The sequence below is a fragment of the Nitrosopumilus sp. b1 genome (assembly GCF_014078545.1).
Classification (GTDB): domain Archaea; phylum Thermoproteota; class Nitrososphaeria; order Nitrososphaerales; family Nitrosopumilaceae; genus PXYB01.
In genome coordinates this window covers 127,767-140,423 of sequence record NZ_MU078719.1, presented here as the reverse complement: position 1 = coordinate 140,423, position 12,657 = coordinate 127,767, and the positions used below count along the sequence as shown (strand labels likewise).

Here is a 12,657-nt window from a genome sequence, read left to right as displayed (position 1 = left end):
TTCAAAAAATTCTCTTCGTGGATTAGATCATGCCATTTACTTGGCTAGACAATGCCAAGCAACCATAACTGGATTGTATGTTACACCAATTCAAGAACCGAAAAAAAATGATCAGATTTCTTATGTAGAGAGATATCTGCTAAAACATGCATCACAGTTTATGCAAAAATCCAAAAAACGTGCAGGAGAAAATGGAATTTTGTTTGAAGATAAAGTTCTCTATGGGGATGAAGGTAAAAAAATTGTTGATTATGCAAAAAAAGGAAAGTTTGATCTTATCGTAATTGGTTCTAGAGGTGTAGGAACAGTAAAGGGTTTCTTCTTAGGAAGCACGTCTAATTATGTACTCCATAAATCATCAGTACCGGTTTTGATTGTAAAATGAATATTTTCAGCTTCGAATATTACTTTATAGATAGGAGTGACAAGTAAGAACTATGGCACATACATTTGTTAAAGACGTTATGAATAAGAAGATTGTATCCATTGATCAGAATAAGACGATTAAAGAAACAGCTCAATTAATGAGTAAATCTGATGTGGGTTGCGCAATCATCACAGAGGATAATTCTCCAATTGGCATAATTACTGAAAGGGATTTTGTAAAGCGAATAGTTGCGGATAACAAAGCAGGTTCTGATTTAGTAAAAGAAGTAATGTCTTCACCATTAATCACTATTGATTCGGATGAGACAGTTTGGGAAGCAGCTGAAATGATGAAAACAAAAAACATTCACAAAGTGGTTGCTACCGAGAACGATGCAATTGTAGGCATAATTACTACAAGTGATCTTGTAAAGATCTGTAGCACAGGTTCTGATTCCGAAATGAGAAGAATTTGTGATCAAATCCTTTTACGAATGGAAAAATCTCAGTAAAAAATTATTTTACTAATAATACTGGACATGTCGCATTATGAGAGATCAAAGTAGCGACACTTCCTAACTGCAACCTTAATGGAGAACCTGTTCGGCCTCTAGTCCCGAGCACTATTAAATCGACTTTGTATGAATTGGCAAACGACAATAATGATTCAGCTACAGATGATGACAAGATTATTTCGGAAATAAATGGAATTTGGAATTTTTCTGCTGCAAGTTTTAGTCGGTTAAAAACATGAGAGAGTCTCTTGAGTCTGGTTTTTTCAATGTAAGTTTCATGAGAGGGTATATCCAGAAACGAGCTTCCTAAGACACTACTATACATGACAGTGACTACTGAAAGACTAGCGCGGTATTTTTTTGCGAGATCTAAAGCAAAATTAAATGCGTTAAAAGATCAGTCAGAATCATCAAACGGTACTAGAATGTGCTTTATTTCCAACCTTATTTCACTTTACAACCAAAACAGGAACTTTTGATTTGTGAACTATACCGTTTGCGACACTACCAAGAAATGTTTCCTTGATCCGGGAATTTCCTCGAGAGCCAATTACAATTAGATCAAATTTCTTGTCTTTGGCAAAATTAGATATGTCGATACTAGGACTCCCATAATCAATCTTTGAGCTAAAAGCAATTCCTTTTTTGGCAGATATGGTTTTTGCCTTATTCATGAATTTAGCAGCCTCTTTCTTTAGGACTATTTGATAGGGCATGATAGAATCTGAGAAACTTCTTGGATAAATGGGCATGATGTAAATTCCAGTTAAAGTTGCTTGGCATTGTCTAGCCAAGTAAATGGCATGATCTAATCCACGAAGAGAATTTTTTGAACCGTCAAGAGGAACTAGGATCTTCTTGAAATTTTTTTTAATCATGGTGATAATAATTAATTTAAGAATTTAATATCCAAACAAGATTCTCAATATTAGTAATTAGTTTCAGACAGATTATCAATTCTAATTATCAGGTCTGATAAATGATATAAGATTAAAGTGTTCATATGTTTATTCATAGCATGAAACGGTTACAATATACAAAAATTCTTGTTCCAGTTGATGGTTCAAAATTTGCTGAAAAAGCATTGCTTCATGCATGTGAGTTGACAAAGAACTATCACTCTAAGGTTACTTTGATTTATGTTGTTGATAAATCACACTCAATAAGCTTTCTTGATAAAAAAGAGTATCTGTCGATGGTTAGAAAATTTGGAGATAAAGTAATCAAGAAATCGTTGGCTCTTGCAGTTCAAAACGGGATTGATGCAAAACATCTAATCAAAGAAGGAAATGTTGCAGAGGAAATTATCAAGATTGCAAAAAAAGATAATACAAATCTGATTGTAATGGGAAGCAGGGGTTTAGGAAAAACACTACGCTTGTTATTGGGAAGTGTTTCAAATAAGCTAGTAAATAATTCTCCTTGTTCAGTATTGATAATAAAAAATTAATGCTGTGCTATAGCTTTAACAATATCTGCTTTGGTAATAATTCCAACTAATTTTTTCTTTTTCACAACAGGAATTCCACTAATATTATTTCTAATCATTAACATGACTGCCACACCTACATCTTCATCATCATCAACAGTAACAGGATTTGCTGACATAATATCTACTGCCTTAAACTGTAAAAGATGACTCATTTGGTTTACTCTTAATTCGGTGAGTTGGGAATGTAATCGATAATTTTCAACTTCCTTGGGATCTGCTGATTCTACTAACCAATGTGGTAATTTTGCAGGAACAAAATCTCGGAAGGTAATAATACCTACAGGAATGTTGTTCCTTTGAACAACAACTCTAGAGATTCTATTATTGATAAGAAGTGTTTCGACATAAAGTAAAGAGTCACCAGGCATAGCAGTAATGACTTTACGAGTCATGATCTTTGATACCTTGATTGGTTCAACGACTTGGGTAAGAAAGATTGATGCCAGATCCGTCTTGGTAATTATTCCATAAAGAGTCCCATCTTGGTTTACGGCGATTATTGAGCTGATTTTGTTTCGATACATTAGTTTTGCACACTGGTAGACTGAATCAGTTTTTTTGATAGTAACTAGATTTTTTGACATAAAACCGCCTACCTTTACTGATGCAATGGACTTGTCACCTAAGGCGTAGACGGTTTTTACAATGTCTTTTTCGGTGATTATTCCAACAGGGATATTTTTAGAGTTGACTACAATAAGGCGTTTTAATTTATGACGGAGTAGTGTCTCCCTTGCTTCTAATAACGTAGTACTAGGGGAGATGGTGATGGATTTTTTTATAATAACCTGATTCAAATCTGATTTTTTTAGTAGCAATGAATTCATGTGAATTTTTGTTGTTAAATATTTGCATAAGAATATCATTGATGAAAATCAATGATGAAAATCATCTGATTTCTTTTAATTTAAAACATTAGCAATGTAGGTAAATGCTAGCAGATACAATATATGATCACTTTAAAGAGATTTACAATTATCCGATAAAATCATTGATTCAACCTGGGATAACAATTGAATCATCAGACACCGTATCAAAGGTAATCAACAAAATGTCAGAAAATGACGCATATGACGTATTTTGCATGGAAAATGATTCTATTTTATCAACAAATGTACGAGAATTATTACTTGGAAAAGACATCTTAGATATGAATATCAGACCTTTCCTATCAGTAATTCCTTCTTTATCAATAAATGACACTGTTCAGAAAGCAGCCAATATACTAACACATTATCGAGTAAGATCGGTACCAGTAGTTTCAAAACAAGAAATCATCGGAGTTGTTCCAGCAGAAAAAATTCTAGAATTAATCTCTAAAAAAGATAACAAATGGATAAATGCTAGTGTGGTCTTTACTAGCAACCCAATCACGATTGATTCGAATGAATCACTTAGTGCAGCAAGAAAGATTATGACTAGTAAAAGGATTGATCATCTTCCAGTATTGCATAAAGGAGTAATCAAGCAGGTTTTAACATCATCACATTTGGTCAAGGCGATAATCCCCCCAGAAAAGCTTTCCAGGGGTTCAATTGGAATGAAAAGAATTCGTAATTTACAATCAGAAATAGGCAATATTGGTAGTACAAGAATCCCTCAGTGTTCACCAAAACATGACTTGAACCACGTAATACAGCTAATGCAGAAATCAGGTACAACTTGCTGCTTGGTAAATCTTTGGGAAGAAATTCACGGAATAATTACTGTACGTGATATAGTAAGTCTTCTTGCAGTAAAGATGGAGAGTGAAATTCCATTATACATAGTAGGCTTGCCTGAAGATCTAAAAAATGAGGAGCTGATTCATTCAAAATTTGTTAAGGCTCTAAAGAGAATACAAAAAGTCTATTCAGAAATACAGGAAGCACGTGTCACAATAAAACAAACAAGAAAAAACGGTCAGAGAAAATTTTATGAGGTCTCGATCAGAATTATAACGCCTCATAATACATTTCGACAAGAAGGTACAGGTTGGGATCTGGGCAATGTAATTGAGGAGCAAAGTCAAAAACTGCTTCGAAATCTTTCAAAACGTGCTAAACGACGTAACAAGATTAGTATCAGAAAACTTGACGCCCCAATAACACAAGTTTAACACAAAATCAGAATAGAATAGTTATTTGAAAGAACTATTTACTTCTTCACGAAATTTTTCTGTAATCTTTCCAAATTCTGTAAAATCATCCGAGGAGGGATACTTCATTCGCATTGCATATTGATTTATGAATACTGTTAATGCACTACCCATTATCACACTAAAACAGGCATCAGCTAAATTTGTGGTGTAAGGAAATGCAATTTTAATACAAGGTATGTAAATTCCCATATTACTAATCATGGTTTCAATGTGATTCTCTAAGTGTGAAACAATTTCTTTATCAATTGCCATGACTATTAGTTGCTCGAACTTTTATTAAACATTAAGCATTTTGTTCTTATTTTTTAAATTACCATAAGGTTATTATCAAAACAGAGAATCTTCTTTATCTAATTATTTATGAAAATGCAATTTTAGCTAATGACTAAAGTTCAAAAAGCAAAAAAACAGGCACAAATTTCACCCTTTTGGCGAACAGGTTGGACAGATATTGATAGAGCTTTTGACAATTTACGCAGGGATTTAGAGAGATCTTTTGCATCATTTCCTCCAATACCAAAGATGCAAGATTCGTCTTGTGATGTAATTGATGAAGGGAAGCAGTTTCGAATAAAGATGGATATTCCAGGCGTTAAGAAAAATGGAATAAAGCTTAACGTTACTGATAATTCTGTAGAAATTTCTGCAGAACACAAGGAAGAATCTGAGGAAAAAAAGAAGAATTATCTTACAAAAGAACGAAAGCAAGTTTCATTTTACAGAACTATTCCATTAACAGAAAAAGTAATTTCCGGAAATGCAAAAGCAAAGCTTACTGATGGAGTTTTAGACGTAATTATTCCAAAAGTGACGCCGACATCAAAACCAAAGAAGACATCCATATCTGTTCAATAATTTTTATTTTTTTAGACTAGTCTAGGAATTCAGAAAAATTCTAGTAATCGTGCTCGTTAAAATCAGATCCTAGCGGTATTGATGTAACAACAGTATTTGATGTTGTTTTAAAATTGATATTTTTTTCAGGTACAAACGAGTGAAATATTTCCTTAAGTAATGCTTCAGTAAATAGTGACCATTTGATTCCAAGATTATGTTGAATAATAAAATGATGAATGTTTCCTTCTATTCTGTGATCGGATTTCATTCCTGAGATCTTCATGTAATCTTCTAATGTTTCGATACAGCGCTTTAGGTCGTATCCTCCTTTCATAAACAAGACAGTGTCTTTTACCATAGGTAGAATTACCTCAATAATTTCTGCAATATCATCACCTTCCATGTCTTTTCCCAAAGAATCAAGAATTCCTTTTGGGATTGGTATCATGCCAATTTTGTCACCGAATCTATCCCATTGAAGATATTTTTCGAGAATTTGTTTTACAAGGACATTTTGTGAAATATTTTTTTGGGTGGCCTCAGTCTCTAATCCTTCAACAATTTTGGCTGGTAATCTGTATGTGATACTGCGTGTTTTTTCTTTATCTTTAGAGTGAGGTTGCCTCTTAACTGTAGATTTCACATAAAGAAGTAGAATTTACACGATATCAGGTTTATGTTTTTGATAGGTTTCCCTCTAAGAGGCCTTTTCCAATATGTATGTCATCAATGTGCTTTGAAAGGGCCTTTTTTTCTGAGAACTCAGATGAGCAGTAAGGGCACTTTACTTTTTCAGGAATTTCAAGCTCTGGCAAGTCTACAGAATACTCGCCCATATTTCCAATTACTACTTTTCTGGAGAGGATACCAATTGGTCGTTCATCATTTGTAACAATTAGTCTTCGAATATCATGTTGTTTCATTAATTTTAAAGCATCTTTGACTTTGGAATCTTTGTGAATTTTTAGTAGAGGTTTATTTGCAATTTCGCCAATCTTTGTTTCATTTGGGTTTTTTCCTTTTGCCACAATTTTTGTCAAAATATCTTTGAGTGTGACAATTCCGATAAGCTCATTGTTTTCATGGACTAGTATACTGTCGGTCTTTTGTTTATCCAACTCTTTGGCAGCATCAGTGACAGAGATATCATGGGAAACAGAGATTATATGAAGGTGAGTAAATCTTGAGACTGGATCGTTTAACATGTACAAGGACATTCGAACTAGATAATACCAAGCACTACTTTAATTGTTAATTAAATTTCAATACTGATAATCGTGGACTAGCGTTTTTTAAAGAAAAATTCATCAGATTCTTCTTTGTCTTTAACGTAATCATCCATATCTAATCTAAATTCCTCCTCATCAGAATACGCAGATTCTGCGTGCTCACTGATGTCTAGTCCAGCATCTTCCACTTCCGGAGTGACTCGAATGCCAATCAGATGCTTTATCACTTGCATGATTATCCAGGTACCTCCAAACCCAAGTGCAGCTGCAACTCCGACACCTATTGCTTGGGGCAACATTTGATCAGGGTTTCCAAACAAAAAGCCATCTGGTCCACTTGGATTTATCATAGAACTTGCAAAGATACCAATTGCTAATGAACCAATTATTCCAGCTACTCCGTGAACAGAGCTAACATCAAGTGCATCATCAATCTTTAATTTTTCTTTGAATAAAACAACTCCAGAATAGGAGGCAATTCCGATTGCAATACCAATTACAAAAGAGTGCTCAACGCTAACGAATCCAGAGGCGGGGGTGATTCCTGCCAAGCCAGCAATCGCACCGTTAACGGCTGCAATAACGCTTGGTTTTCCAGTTCTCATCCAAGATAGACCTACCCAAATGAGGGCAGATACTGAAGAAGCTAAATGTGTTACAATTACAGTGTTACCAGCGAGTCCACCAGAGGCAAGTGCACTTCCAGCATTAAAGCCAAACCAACCTAGCCACAATAATGAAGAACCAATTACAGCAAGTGGAATGCTATGTGGAACCATTATCGAAGGACCGTAATGTCTTCGCCTTCCAAGAACCAATGCTGCGGCAAGAGCACCCATTCCTACACTTGTGTGAATAACAATTCCTCCTGCAAAGTCAACAACGCCCATCTGTGCTAACCATCCACCGCCCCATACCCAATGTACTAGAGGATAGTAGATCAGCATCGACCATGCAGCTATAAAGATGATAAAAGAACTAAACTTCATTCTTTCTGCAATTACACCTGTTAATAGAAGCGGAGTAATTGCTGCAAACATTAATTGAAATTTAACAAAGAGCATACCAGGAATTGTTGGAGCATATTGTTCCAATGGCCCATCAGATGCTATTCCTCTGAGGAAGGTCCAATCAAGATTTCCAACTACGCCCATGGTATCAGGACCAAATGATAGACTAAATCCAAATGCAAACCACATTACGCTGAGAAGTGCTAAACCAAAGAAGATCTGCATGAAAACAGATACAGTGTTTTTCTTTCTCATTAAACCAGATTCAAACATTCCTAATGCTGGAATCATCAAAAGTACCAAAGAACCGGCAACAAGCATCCAAGCTGTATCCCCCGTATCAATTGCCATGATGATTCAGATTATTGAAAATTTATAATGATAGCTAAAAATGATAATCAAATGATTATCAAATACTGAAAGTATATTTGGGATTTTTGAAAAAACCAAATATGCTCAGAGTACAAGTCCTGCTTGGAAATAATGATGTGATGGCGATTAGTGAGGCATTAAAGAAAGTTCCAGTTGGGGGCCTTACAGTATCCAAGATGAAAGGACGTGGAAAAAATCCAGGTCCAGAAATTCACGCATCAAAGGGAACTGAAGTGTTTGTACCACAGTTTACTGAAAAGTATGTAATTGAGCTAATAATTCCTGAATCAAAGGAAGATACGGTAATAGAATTAATCAAGAAAAATGCCAAAGTTGGAAAGATCTTTGTTTCTCCGATTCTTCGCGCTATTGATATTGGTAGCGGGGATGAGGGTGAATCAGTAATCTAAAAGACTATGGATTTTGTTGTATGTACAGTCCAAATAATATTGGTCCAACTATAATTCCTGCAATAGCAATAAGTTTCAGATAATCTTTAGGCTCTAATGGTTTGATTTTTACCATAGTGAATCATTTATTCTGACATATGAAAGTCTCAAAGTTTTTTCTTGCAAAGCTTGGATTGGCCATAGTTGGAATGACTTTGATTGGATTGTATCTTTTCTTGCCATATAGCTAAATCTAGATTTGCCCAAATTTATCATTGTAAATAATTGTTGGATGTTTTAGCTGCTTTTCTAATGTAGGAAGATATCCCATTATGCAAAAATTAACAAAGTCACTAAATGATCTTATTCTGTAATCGGTTTTTAGGAGATCAGAGTTTTCTTCGTAGATTTTTTCTAGTTTCAATAATGTGTATTTTTGTAATGGAATTAGTCTACTTCGTTTAGATTTTTCTTTTCTTTCTGGGGCATTTTCTTCAAGATCTTTTTTGCCTTCCATTGTTTGCATGTCTACAACTTCGGTCATCTCAGAAATGAAGATCTTTCCCTCAGACTCACTTGATAATCCAGATTTTTTTGAGATAATCTCAACTACTTTTCTTGCTTGTTTATCAGAAACAACCAACTCAATCTTTGATAAGGGAACTGCCATTAAGCTAGTAAAACCTGCTCTTGAGCCATTCCTTGGTTTTGAGATCTTGCTGTCTTCTAGATTTCGTCTGTCAATTACTGTAATGCCAATTCTCTCTAATTCGCCACTAATAATAGGAAAATTTGCTCGTTTTATTATAGCCTCAATTTTCTTCAATGCAAGTTTTTGACTGGTTAATTATTTATGAGAGTTTCTAATTCTCTACCTCGAAATTCATACAGTTAACGATATTTGGAGAGTATGACTTTTACTTCATCATCAGAAACTTGCTCAAAATTATTGAAAAACTGGCCTACTGCTGCAAAATCAACTGGTTTTTCTAAAAATATCATTCTTTGAGTATGATTCTGTAATATTTCAAATGTGCTTTCCGGCAGTACAGGAATGGCCAGTATTATTTCTCTGGGTCTCATTTTTTTAAGCCAATTCAGAATGGCAAAAATTGTCCCACCGGTAGCTATTCCATCATCAACCAAAACTACAGTTTTTTTATCAAGGGAATAATCTGCATTTCCTCGGTAAATTTCCAATCGGCGATTAACCTCAATTTTTTTACTCTCTATTTCTTTGGCAAAATCTTTTGTGTTGGAATAATACTCCCAGCTAGGTCCTTTGTATAATGTACCATCATGAACTATAGCACCAATTGCATATTCTGGATTATCTGGAGGTGTAATTTTTTTGGAAATTACGACATCTAGTGAGCATCCAAGTTTTTTTGCTATTTCATACCCTACAATAACCCCACCCCTAGGAACTGCCAAGACAATTGGATTACTAACAGATTTTTTTAATTTTTCAGCAAGCATTTTGCCTGCCATAGTTCTATTCTCAATCATTTAACAATAAGAACAGGCATCTTGGATTTGTGTAATACGTAATTTGATACACTGCCTAAGAAAACTTGTTTTAGATGGCTTCTTCCTCTGGCTCCAATAACTATCAGATCATATTTTTTATTTTTAGAGAATCTCACTATATCATATCCAGGATCTCCCCCGATTATTTTGGAATTAAATACAATACCTTTTGTTGCACATCGTTTTTTTGCATCGTTGAGAAAATTCTTTGCCTCTTTATTTAATTCAGTTTTGATAAATCCTATTGGATGAAGAGCATACACTGCAGGGACAGGTAAAATGTACACTCCTGTAATTTTTGCACCACATTGTCTTGCCAAGTAAATTGCGTTATCTAGTCCTCTAATCGAATTCTTTGAGCCATCAAGTGGGACAAGAATTTTTTGGATTTTTGTAGACATAACTTTTCTAGCATATTTTTGAATTTAATACCAAAACAAGATTATCATAGTTGGGGTTATCTAGTAAAATTCCTTGTATTTTGAACGAATGTATTCATGAGAACCAACTACAGAAAATGCTCTAACTATGTCATCCTTAGTCACTATTCCAACTAATTTTTTATTGCTTACTACGGGAATTCCCCCTACTTTGTTTTTAATCATCATTCCTGCTGCTGAGGCTAAATCTTCCTGAGGCTCTACGGTTAGCAATTCATCATCAAGAAGATCTTCAACTCGTAAATTTTGATTATTAACCGAAAGAAGATAATCTCTGGATCGCGTTTGTCCTTTAGAAAAGTAATCACTATGCGTAAGAAATGTGTTTGTTGAAATTAGTCCTAATGGAGTCCCATCTTCATCAGTAACTACAAGTCGTGAGATATGATTACTATTCATCATACTTAATGCAAATTTTAGAGAATCAGATTTTCTACATGTGATGACTTTTTCATTCATGTAATCCTTGACTTTGTATTTTCCTCCATAAACTACCGAAAATGCTTTTGTAATGTCTGTCTTGCTTACGATACCAATTAATTCTCCATCTTGGTTTACCATGATAACAGAACCAATTTTGAATGTCTCCATTCTTGTGGAGCATTGATTAAAACGATCATCTTGACCATCAGTTATTGAGATAATATTTTTCTCCATTACATTTTTGATGGGAATTTCATCTAATGCTTTTGCTGTTTTGTCATTCTCAAGATAATGGTTGATATCACGTTCAGTGACAATTCCGACTGGTTTGTTATCAAAAGCAACTACAACACGCTTGATAAAATTTAGCTGCATTTTTTGTAATGTTTGGAAAATAGAATCGTTTGGATCTACAGTAATAACTGGTGAAGTATACTTTTGTTCCATGGTATATGTTTTCATTATTTCAATTTAAAACACGTTCTGATTATCAGGTCTGATTGCCAAAAAGAAAAATATTTTGAAGTTCCTAATTTTGTGATTTGTTAGGAACGACTTCTATTTCGACATAATTCCCATTAAAATGGGTCGAGATTGATTTTACTTTGCTTTTGTAAAGAAAGTATTTTTTTCCATCATCACTGATAGAGCCAGATATTCCCAACAGTCGGTTATCATGAAGGGTCTGTAATCTTCTATAGACTGTGCTTATTGGTATTTTTGCATCAGCACTAATCTCCATTGCAGATTTTGGTTTATCCATGGTTGATTCTAGGATAGCCCTGCAGTAATTGTCAGACATTACCGTCAGTATTGCTTCTTTTCTTTCATCTTGCTCTATTTTTGTGCCTACAACTATTGTTTGCATGATATATCTTGGTCAAAATTGGATATAATGACTCAGACTGCATTGCAATGCAGTGCATGTTCTTAAAATTGGATTTTACTATGAGTATTATATAGTACAGAAAGGAAAATTTGGCATGATTTCAATAATTGGAAGTGGCCGGGTGGGATCTGCCCTTGCATTTCTTTGTGCGAGTAACTCCCTTGATGATATCATTTTGGTCAATAAAACTGAGAGTGAGGCAGTAGGTGAAGCTATGGATATTTCAAATGCCATTCCAAAATATTCTTCTATAACCGTTTCTGGAACTAGTGATTTTGCAAAAATAAGAAATTCTGAAATCGTCGTAATAACTGCAAGTAGTGGTACTTATCTTAAAAGTAGAACAGACATGATAGACCAGCAGGTAAAAATGATGCGAGAAATTTCATTGGAAGTAAAAAAACACACCCCAAATTCCAAAGTAGTAGTTGTATCAAATCCTCTTGATGTACTGACATATGTTTTTCTTAGAGAATCCAAATTTCCAAAGAACAGAGTTCTAGGGGTTGCATCCAGTCTTGATTCAAGTAGATTTCGCTTGTTACTAGCTGAGGAATTGAAAGTAAATCAATCAGAGATCGAAGATGCATTGGTTTTAGGGGAACATGGGGATTCAATGGTGCCAGTATTTTCTCGTGCAATGTGTAAAGGAACACCAGTAAAGGATCTTCTTAGTGAAGAACAAAAAAAGTCCATTACCCTAAAGTTAATTGGATATTGGAAAAAGCTAAGAGATTACAAGGCAAGATCTGTTTTTGGCATTGCAAAGAATACATACGATGTTTTAGATGCAATAAGTAAGGATAAACAAATTTCGATTCCAGCATCGGTGCTAGTGGAAGGACAATATGGAATATCAGATGTTTGTCTTGGAGTACCTGTAAAAATTAGTAAAAATGGAGTAGATAGTATTAATGAGATAAAATTATCAGATTTTGAGTTAGAATTACTAAGAAAATCTGCCCAAGTCATAAAGGGATATTTGAGCTAGGTTCAAAATTCATTTTTAGAATATTATCAATATT

Annotated in this window: 18 protein-coding genes and 1 pseudogene; 7 read left to right on the top strand and 12 right to left on the bottom strand. The window is 34.4% G+C overall.

The annotated features are described in order from the left end of the window. Both C6988_RS05655 and C6988_RS05650 read left to right on the top strand, forming a co-directional pair. Nucleotides 1–385, top strand: a 385-nt coding sequence (locus C6988_RS05655) for a universal stress protein (RefSeq protein ID WP_255464283.1), incomplete at its 5' end; no start/stop codon positions are given. Nucleotides 386–437: 52 nt separating this feature from the next. After that, nucleotides 438–878: a CBS domain-containing protein gene (locus C6988_RS05650; protein WP_182134082.1), complete on the top strand. Its 441-nt coding sequence runs from the start codon at nucleotides 438–440 to the stop codon at nucleotides 876–878. Between the two features lie 4 nt (nucleotides 879–882). Here the strand turns inward: C6988_RS05650 and C6988_RS05645 are convergent. Then, nucleotides 883–1,260 (bottom strand): annotated as a pseudogene (locus tag C6988_RS05645) (universal stress protein); the annotation flags it as partial. A gap of 70 nt (nucleotides 1,261–1,330) precedes the next feature. Continuing rightward, on the bottom strand, nucleotides 1,331–1,759 hold the full coding sequence (locus C6988_RS05640) for a universal stress protein (RefSeq protein ID WP_182134081.1): 429 nt from the start codon (nucleotides 1,757–1,759) through the stop codon (nucleotides 1,331–1,333). A 140-nt stretch (nucleotides 1,760–1,899) separates the two neighbouring features. Here C6988_RS05640 and C6988_RS05635 point away from each other — a divergent pair, with 140 nt between their 5' ends. Further along, nucleotides 1,900–2,331 (top strand): universal stress protein, encoded by a 432-nt coding sequence (locus tag C6988_RS05635; RefSeq protein ID WP_182134080.1) that lies wholly within the window; start codon nucleotides 1,900–1,902, stop codon nucleotides 2,329–2,331. On the opposite strand, the gene C6988_RS05630 is transcribed toward C6988_RS05635, so the two are convergent. Further along, nucleotides 2,328–3,200 (bottom strand): CBS domain-containing protein, encoded by an 873-nt coding sequence (locus C6988_RS05630; protein ID WP_255464280.1) that lies wholly within the window; start codon nucleotides 3,198–3,200, stop codon nucleotides 2,328–2,330. The genes C6988_RS05635 and C6988_RS05630 overlap by 4 nt on opposite strands. A gap of 104 nt (nucleotides 3,201–3,304) precedes the next feature. Between C6988_RS05630 and C6988_RS05625 the strand changes: the two genes are divergently transcribed. Continuing rightward, entirely contained in the window at nucleotides 3,305–4,471 is a 1,167-nt protein-coding gene (locus C6988_RS05625; RefSeq protein ID WP_182134079.1) for a CBS domain-containing protein, read from the top strand. Nucleotides 4,472–4,492: 21 nt separating this feature from the next. On the opposite strand, the gene C6988_RS05620 is transcribed toward C6988_RS05625, so the two are convergent. Beyond that, on the bottom strand, nucleotides 4,493–4,765 hold the full coding sequence (locus C6988_RS05620; protein WP_182134078.1) for a hypothetical protein: 273 nt from the start codon (nucleotides 4,763–4,765) through the stop codon (nucleotides 4,493–4,495). A gap of 129 nt (nucleotides 4,766–4,894) precedes the next feature. Between C6988_RS05620 and C6988_RS05615 the strand changes: the two genes are divergently transcribed. Then, on the top strand, nucleotides 4,895–5,368 hold the full coding sequence (locus C6988_RS05615) for an Hsp20/alpha crystallin family protein (RefSeq protein WP_182134077.1): 474 nt from the start codon (nucleotides 4,895–4,897) through the stop codon (nucleotides 5,366–5,368). A gap of 40 nt (nucleotides 5,369–5,408) precedes the next feature. Here C6988_RS05615 and C6988_RS05610 read toward each other — a convergent pair whose 3' ends face one another. From C6988_RS05610 to C6988_RS05600, 3 genes are all read right to left on the bottom strand, one after another. Beyond that, entirely contained in the window at nucleotides 5,409–5,993 is a 585-nt protein-coding gene (locus tag C6988_RS05610; protein ID WP_182134076.1) for a hypothetical protein, read from the bottom strand. A 31-nt stretch (nucleotides 5,994–6,024) separates the two neighbouring features. After that, nucleotides 6,025–6,555 (bottom strand): CBS domain-containing protein, encoded by a 531-nt coding sequence (locus tag C6988_RS05605; protein ID WP_182134075.1) that lies wholly within the window; start codon nucleotides 6,553–6,555, stop codon nucleotides 6,025–6,027. A gap of 77 nt (nucleotides 6,556–6,632) precedes the next feature. Then, the gene (locus C6988_RS05600; RefSeq protein ID WP_182134074.1) at nucleotides 6,633–7,940 is read right to left on the bottom strand and encodes an ammonium transporter; all 1,308 of its coding nucleotides are present in this window, start codon (nucleotides 7,938–7,940) and stop codon (nucleotides 6,633–6,635) included. Between the two features lie 101 nt (nucleotides 7,941–8,041). Between C6988_RS05600 and C6988_RS05595 the strand changes: the two genes are divergently transcribed. Next, nucleotides 8,042–8,371 carry a P-II family nitrogen regulator gene (locus tag C6988_RS05595; RefSeq protein ID WP_182134073.1) on the top strand — a complete coding sequence of 110 codons (330 nt, stop codon included), beginning with the start codon at nucleotides 8,042–8,044 and terminating at the stop codon, nucleotides 8,369–8,371. 232 nt (nucleotides 8,372–8,603) lie between these two features. On the opposite strand, the gene C6988_RS05590 is transcribed toward C6988_RS05595, so the two are convergent. From C6988_RS05590 to C6988_RS05570, 5 genes are all read right to left on the bottom strand, one after another. Further along, nucleotides 8,604–9,176 carry a P-II family nitrogen regulator gene (locus C6988_RS05590; protein ID WP_182134072.1) on the bottom strand — a complete coding sequence of 191 codons (573 nt, stop codon included), beginning with the start codon at nucleotides 9,174–9,176 and terminating at the stop codon, nucleotides 8,604–8,606. Nucleotides 9,177–9,241: 65 nt separating this feature from the next. Continuing rightward, entirely contained in the window at nucleotides 9,242–9,859 is a 618-nt protein-coding gene (locus tag C6988_RS05585; protein ID WP_182134071.1) for a phosphoribosyltransferase, read from the bottom strand. Then, on the bottom strand, nucleotides 9,856–10,281 hold the full coding sequence (locus C6988_RS05580; RefSeq protein WP_182134070.1) for a universal stress protein: 426 nt from the start codon (nucleotides 10,279–10,281) through the stop codon (nucleotides 9,856–9,858). Before C6988_RS05580 ends, C6988_RS05585 begins: the two co-directional genes overlap by 4 nt. 60 nt (nucleotides 10,282–10,341) lie before the next feature. Continuing rightward, nucleotides 10,342–11,190, bottom strand: a complete 849-nt coding sequence (locus C6988_RS05575) for a CBS domain-containing protein (protein ID WP_182134069.1) — start codon at nucleotides 11,188–11,190, stop codon at nucleotides 10,342–10,344. An 82-nt stretch (nucleotides 11,191–11,272) separates the two neighbouring features. Continuing rightward, complete coding sequence (locus C6988_RS05570; protein ID WP_182134068.1) at nucleotides 11,273–11,611, bottom strand: helix-turn-helix transcriptional regulator; 339 nt, start codon at nucleotides 11,609–11,611, stop codon at nucleotides 11,273–11,275. 115 nt (nucleotides 11,612–11,726) lie between these two features. On the opposite strand from C6988_RS05570, the gene C6988_RS05565 reads away from it, so the two are divergent. Next, nucleotides 11,727–12,623, top strand: coding sequence for a lactate/malate family dehydrogenase (locus C6988_RS05565; protein ID WP_182134067.1), 897 nt, complete (start codon nucleotides 11,727–11,729; stop codon nucleotides 12,621–12,623). The last annotated feature ends 34 nt before the right edge of the window (nucleotides 12,624–12,657 follow it).

What these genes read in the sequence shown, in the direction of transcription:
- C6988_RS05620 (WP_182134078.1), bottom strand. Translation starts at nt 4,765, where the DNA reads ATGGCAATTGATAAAGAAATTGTTTCACACTTAGAGAATCACATTGAA.
- C6988_RS05595 (WP_182134073.1), top strand. Translation starts at nt 8,042, where the DNA reads ATGCTCAGAGTACAAGTCCTGCTTGGAAATAATGATGTGATGGCGATT.
- C6988_RS05575 (WP_182134069.1), bottom strand. Translation starts at nt 11,190, where the DNA reads ATGGAACAAAAGTATACTTCACCAGTTATTACTGTAGATCCAAACGAT.
- C6988_RS05600 (WP_182134074.1), bottom strand. Translation starts at nt 7,940, where the DNA reads ATGGCAATTGATACGGGGGATACAGCTTGGATGCTTGTTGCCGGTTCT.
- C6988_RS05605 (WP_182134075.1), bottom strand. Translation starts at nt 6,555, where the DNA reads ATGTTAAACGATCCAGTCTCAAGATTTACTCACCTTCATATAATCTCT.
- C6988_RS05650 (WP_182134082.1), top strand. Translation starts at nt 438, where the DNA reads ATGGCACATACATTTGTTAAAGACGTTATGAATAAGAAGATTGTATCC.
- C6988_RS05580 (WP_182134070.1), bottom strand. Translation starts at nt 10,281, where the DNA reads ATGTCTACAAAAATCCAAAAAATTCTTGTCCCACTTGATGGCTCAAAG.
- C6988_RS05635 (WP_182134080.1), top strand. Translation starts at nt 1,900, where the DNA reads ATGAAACGGTTACAATATACAAAAATTCTTGTTCCAGTTGATGGTTCA.
- C6988_RS05565 (WP_182134067.1), top strand. Translation starts at nt 11,727, where the DNA reads ATGATTTCAATAATTGGAAGTGGCCGGGTGGGATCTGCCCTTGCATTT.
- C6988_RS05640 (WP_182134081.1), bottom strand. Translation starts at nt 1,759, where the DNA reads ATGATTAAAAAAAATTTCAAGAAGATCCTAGTTCCTCTTGACGGTTCA.
- C6988_RS05585 (WP_182134071.1), bottom strand. Translation starts at nt 9,859, where the DNA reads ATGATTGAGAATAGAACTATGGCAGGCAAAATGCTTGCTGAAAAATTA.
- C6988_RS05570 (WP_182134068.1), bottom strand. Translation starts at nt 11,611, where the DNA reads ATGCAAACAATAGTTGTAGGCACAAAAATAGAGCAAGATGAAAGAAAA.
- C6988_RS05615 (WP_182134077.1), top strand. Translation starts at nt 4,895, where the DNA reads ATGACTAAAGTTCAAAAAGCAAAAAAACAGGCACAAATTTCACCCTTT.
- C6988_RS05630 (WP_255464280.1), bottom strand. Translation starts at nt 3,200, where the DNA reads ATGAATTCATTGCTACTAAAAAAATCAGATTTGAATCAGGTTATTATA.
- C6988_RS05625 (WP_182134079.1), top strand. Translation starts at nt 3,305, where the DNA reads ATGCTAGCAGATACAATATATGATCACTTTAAAGAGATTTACAATTAT.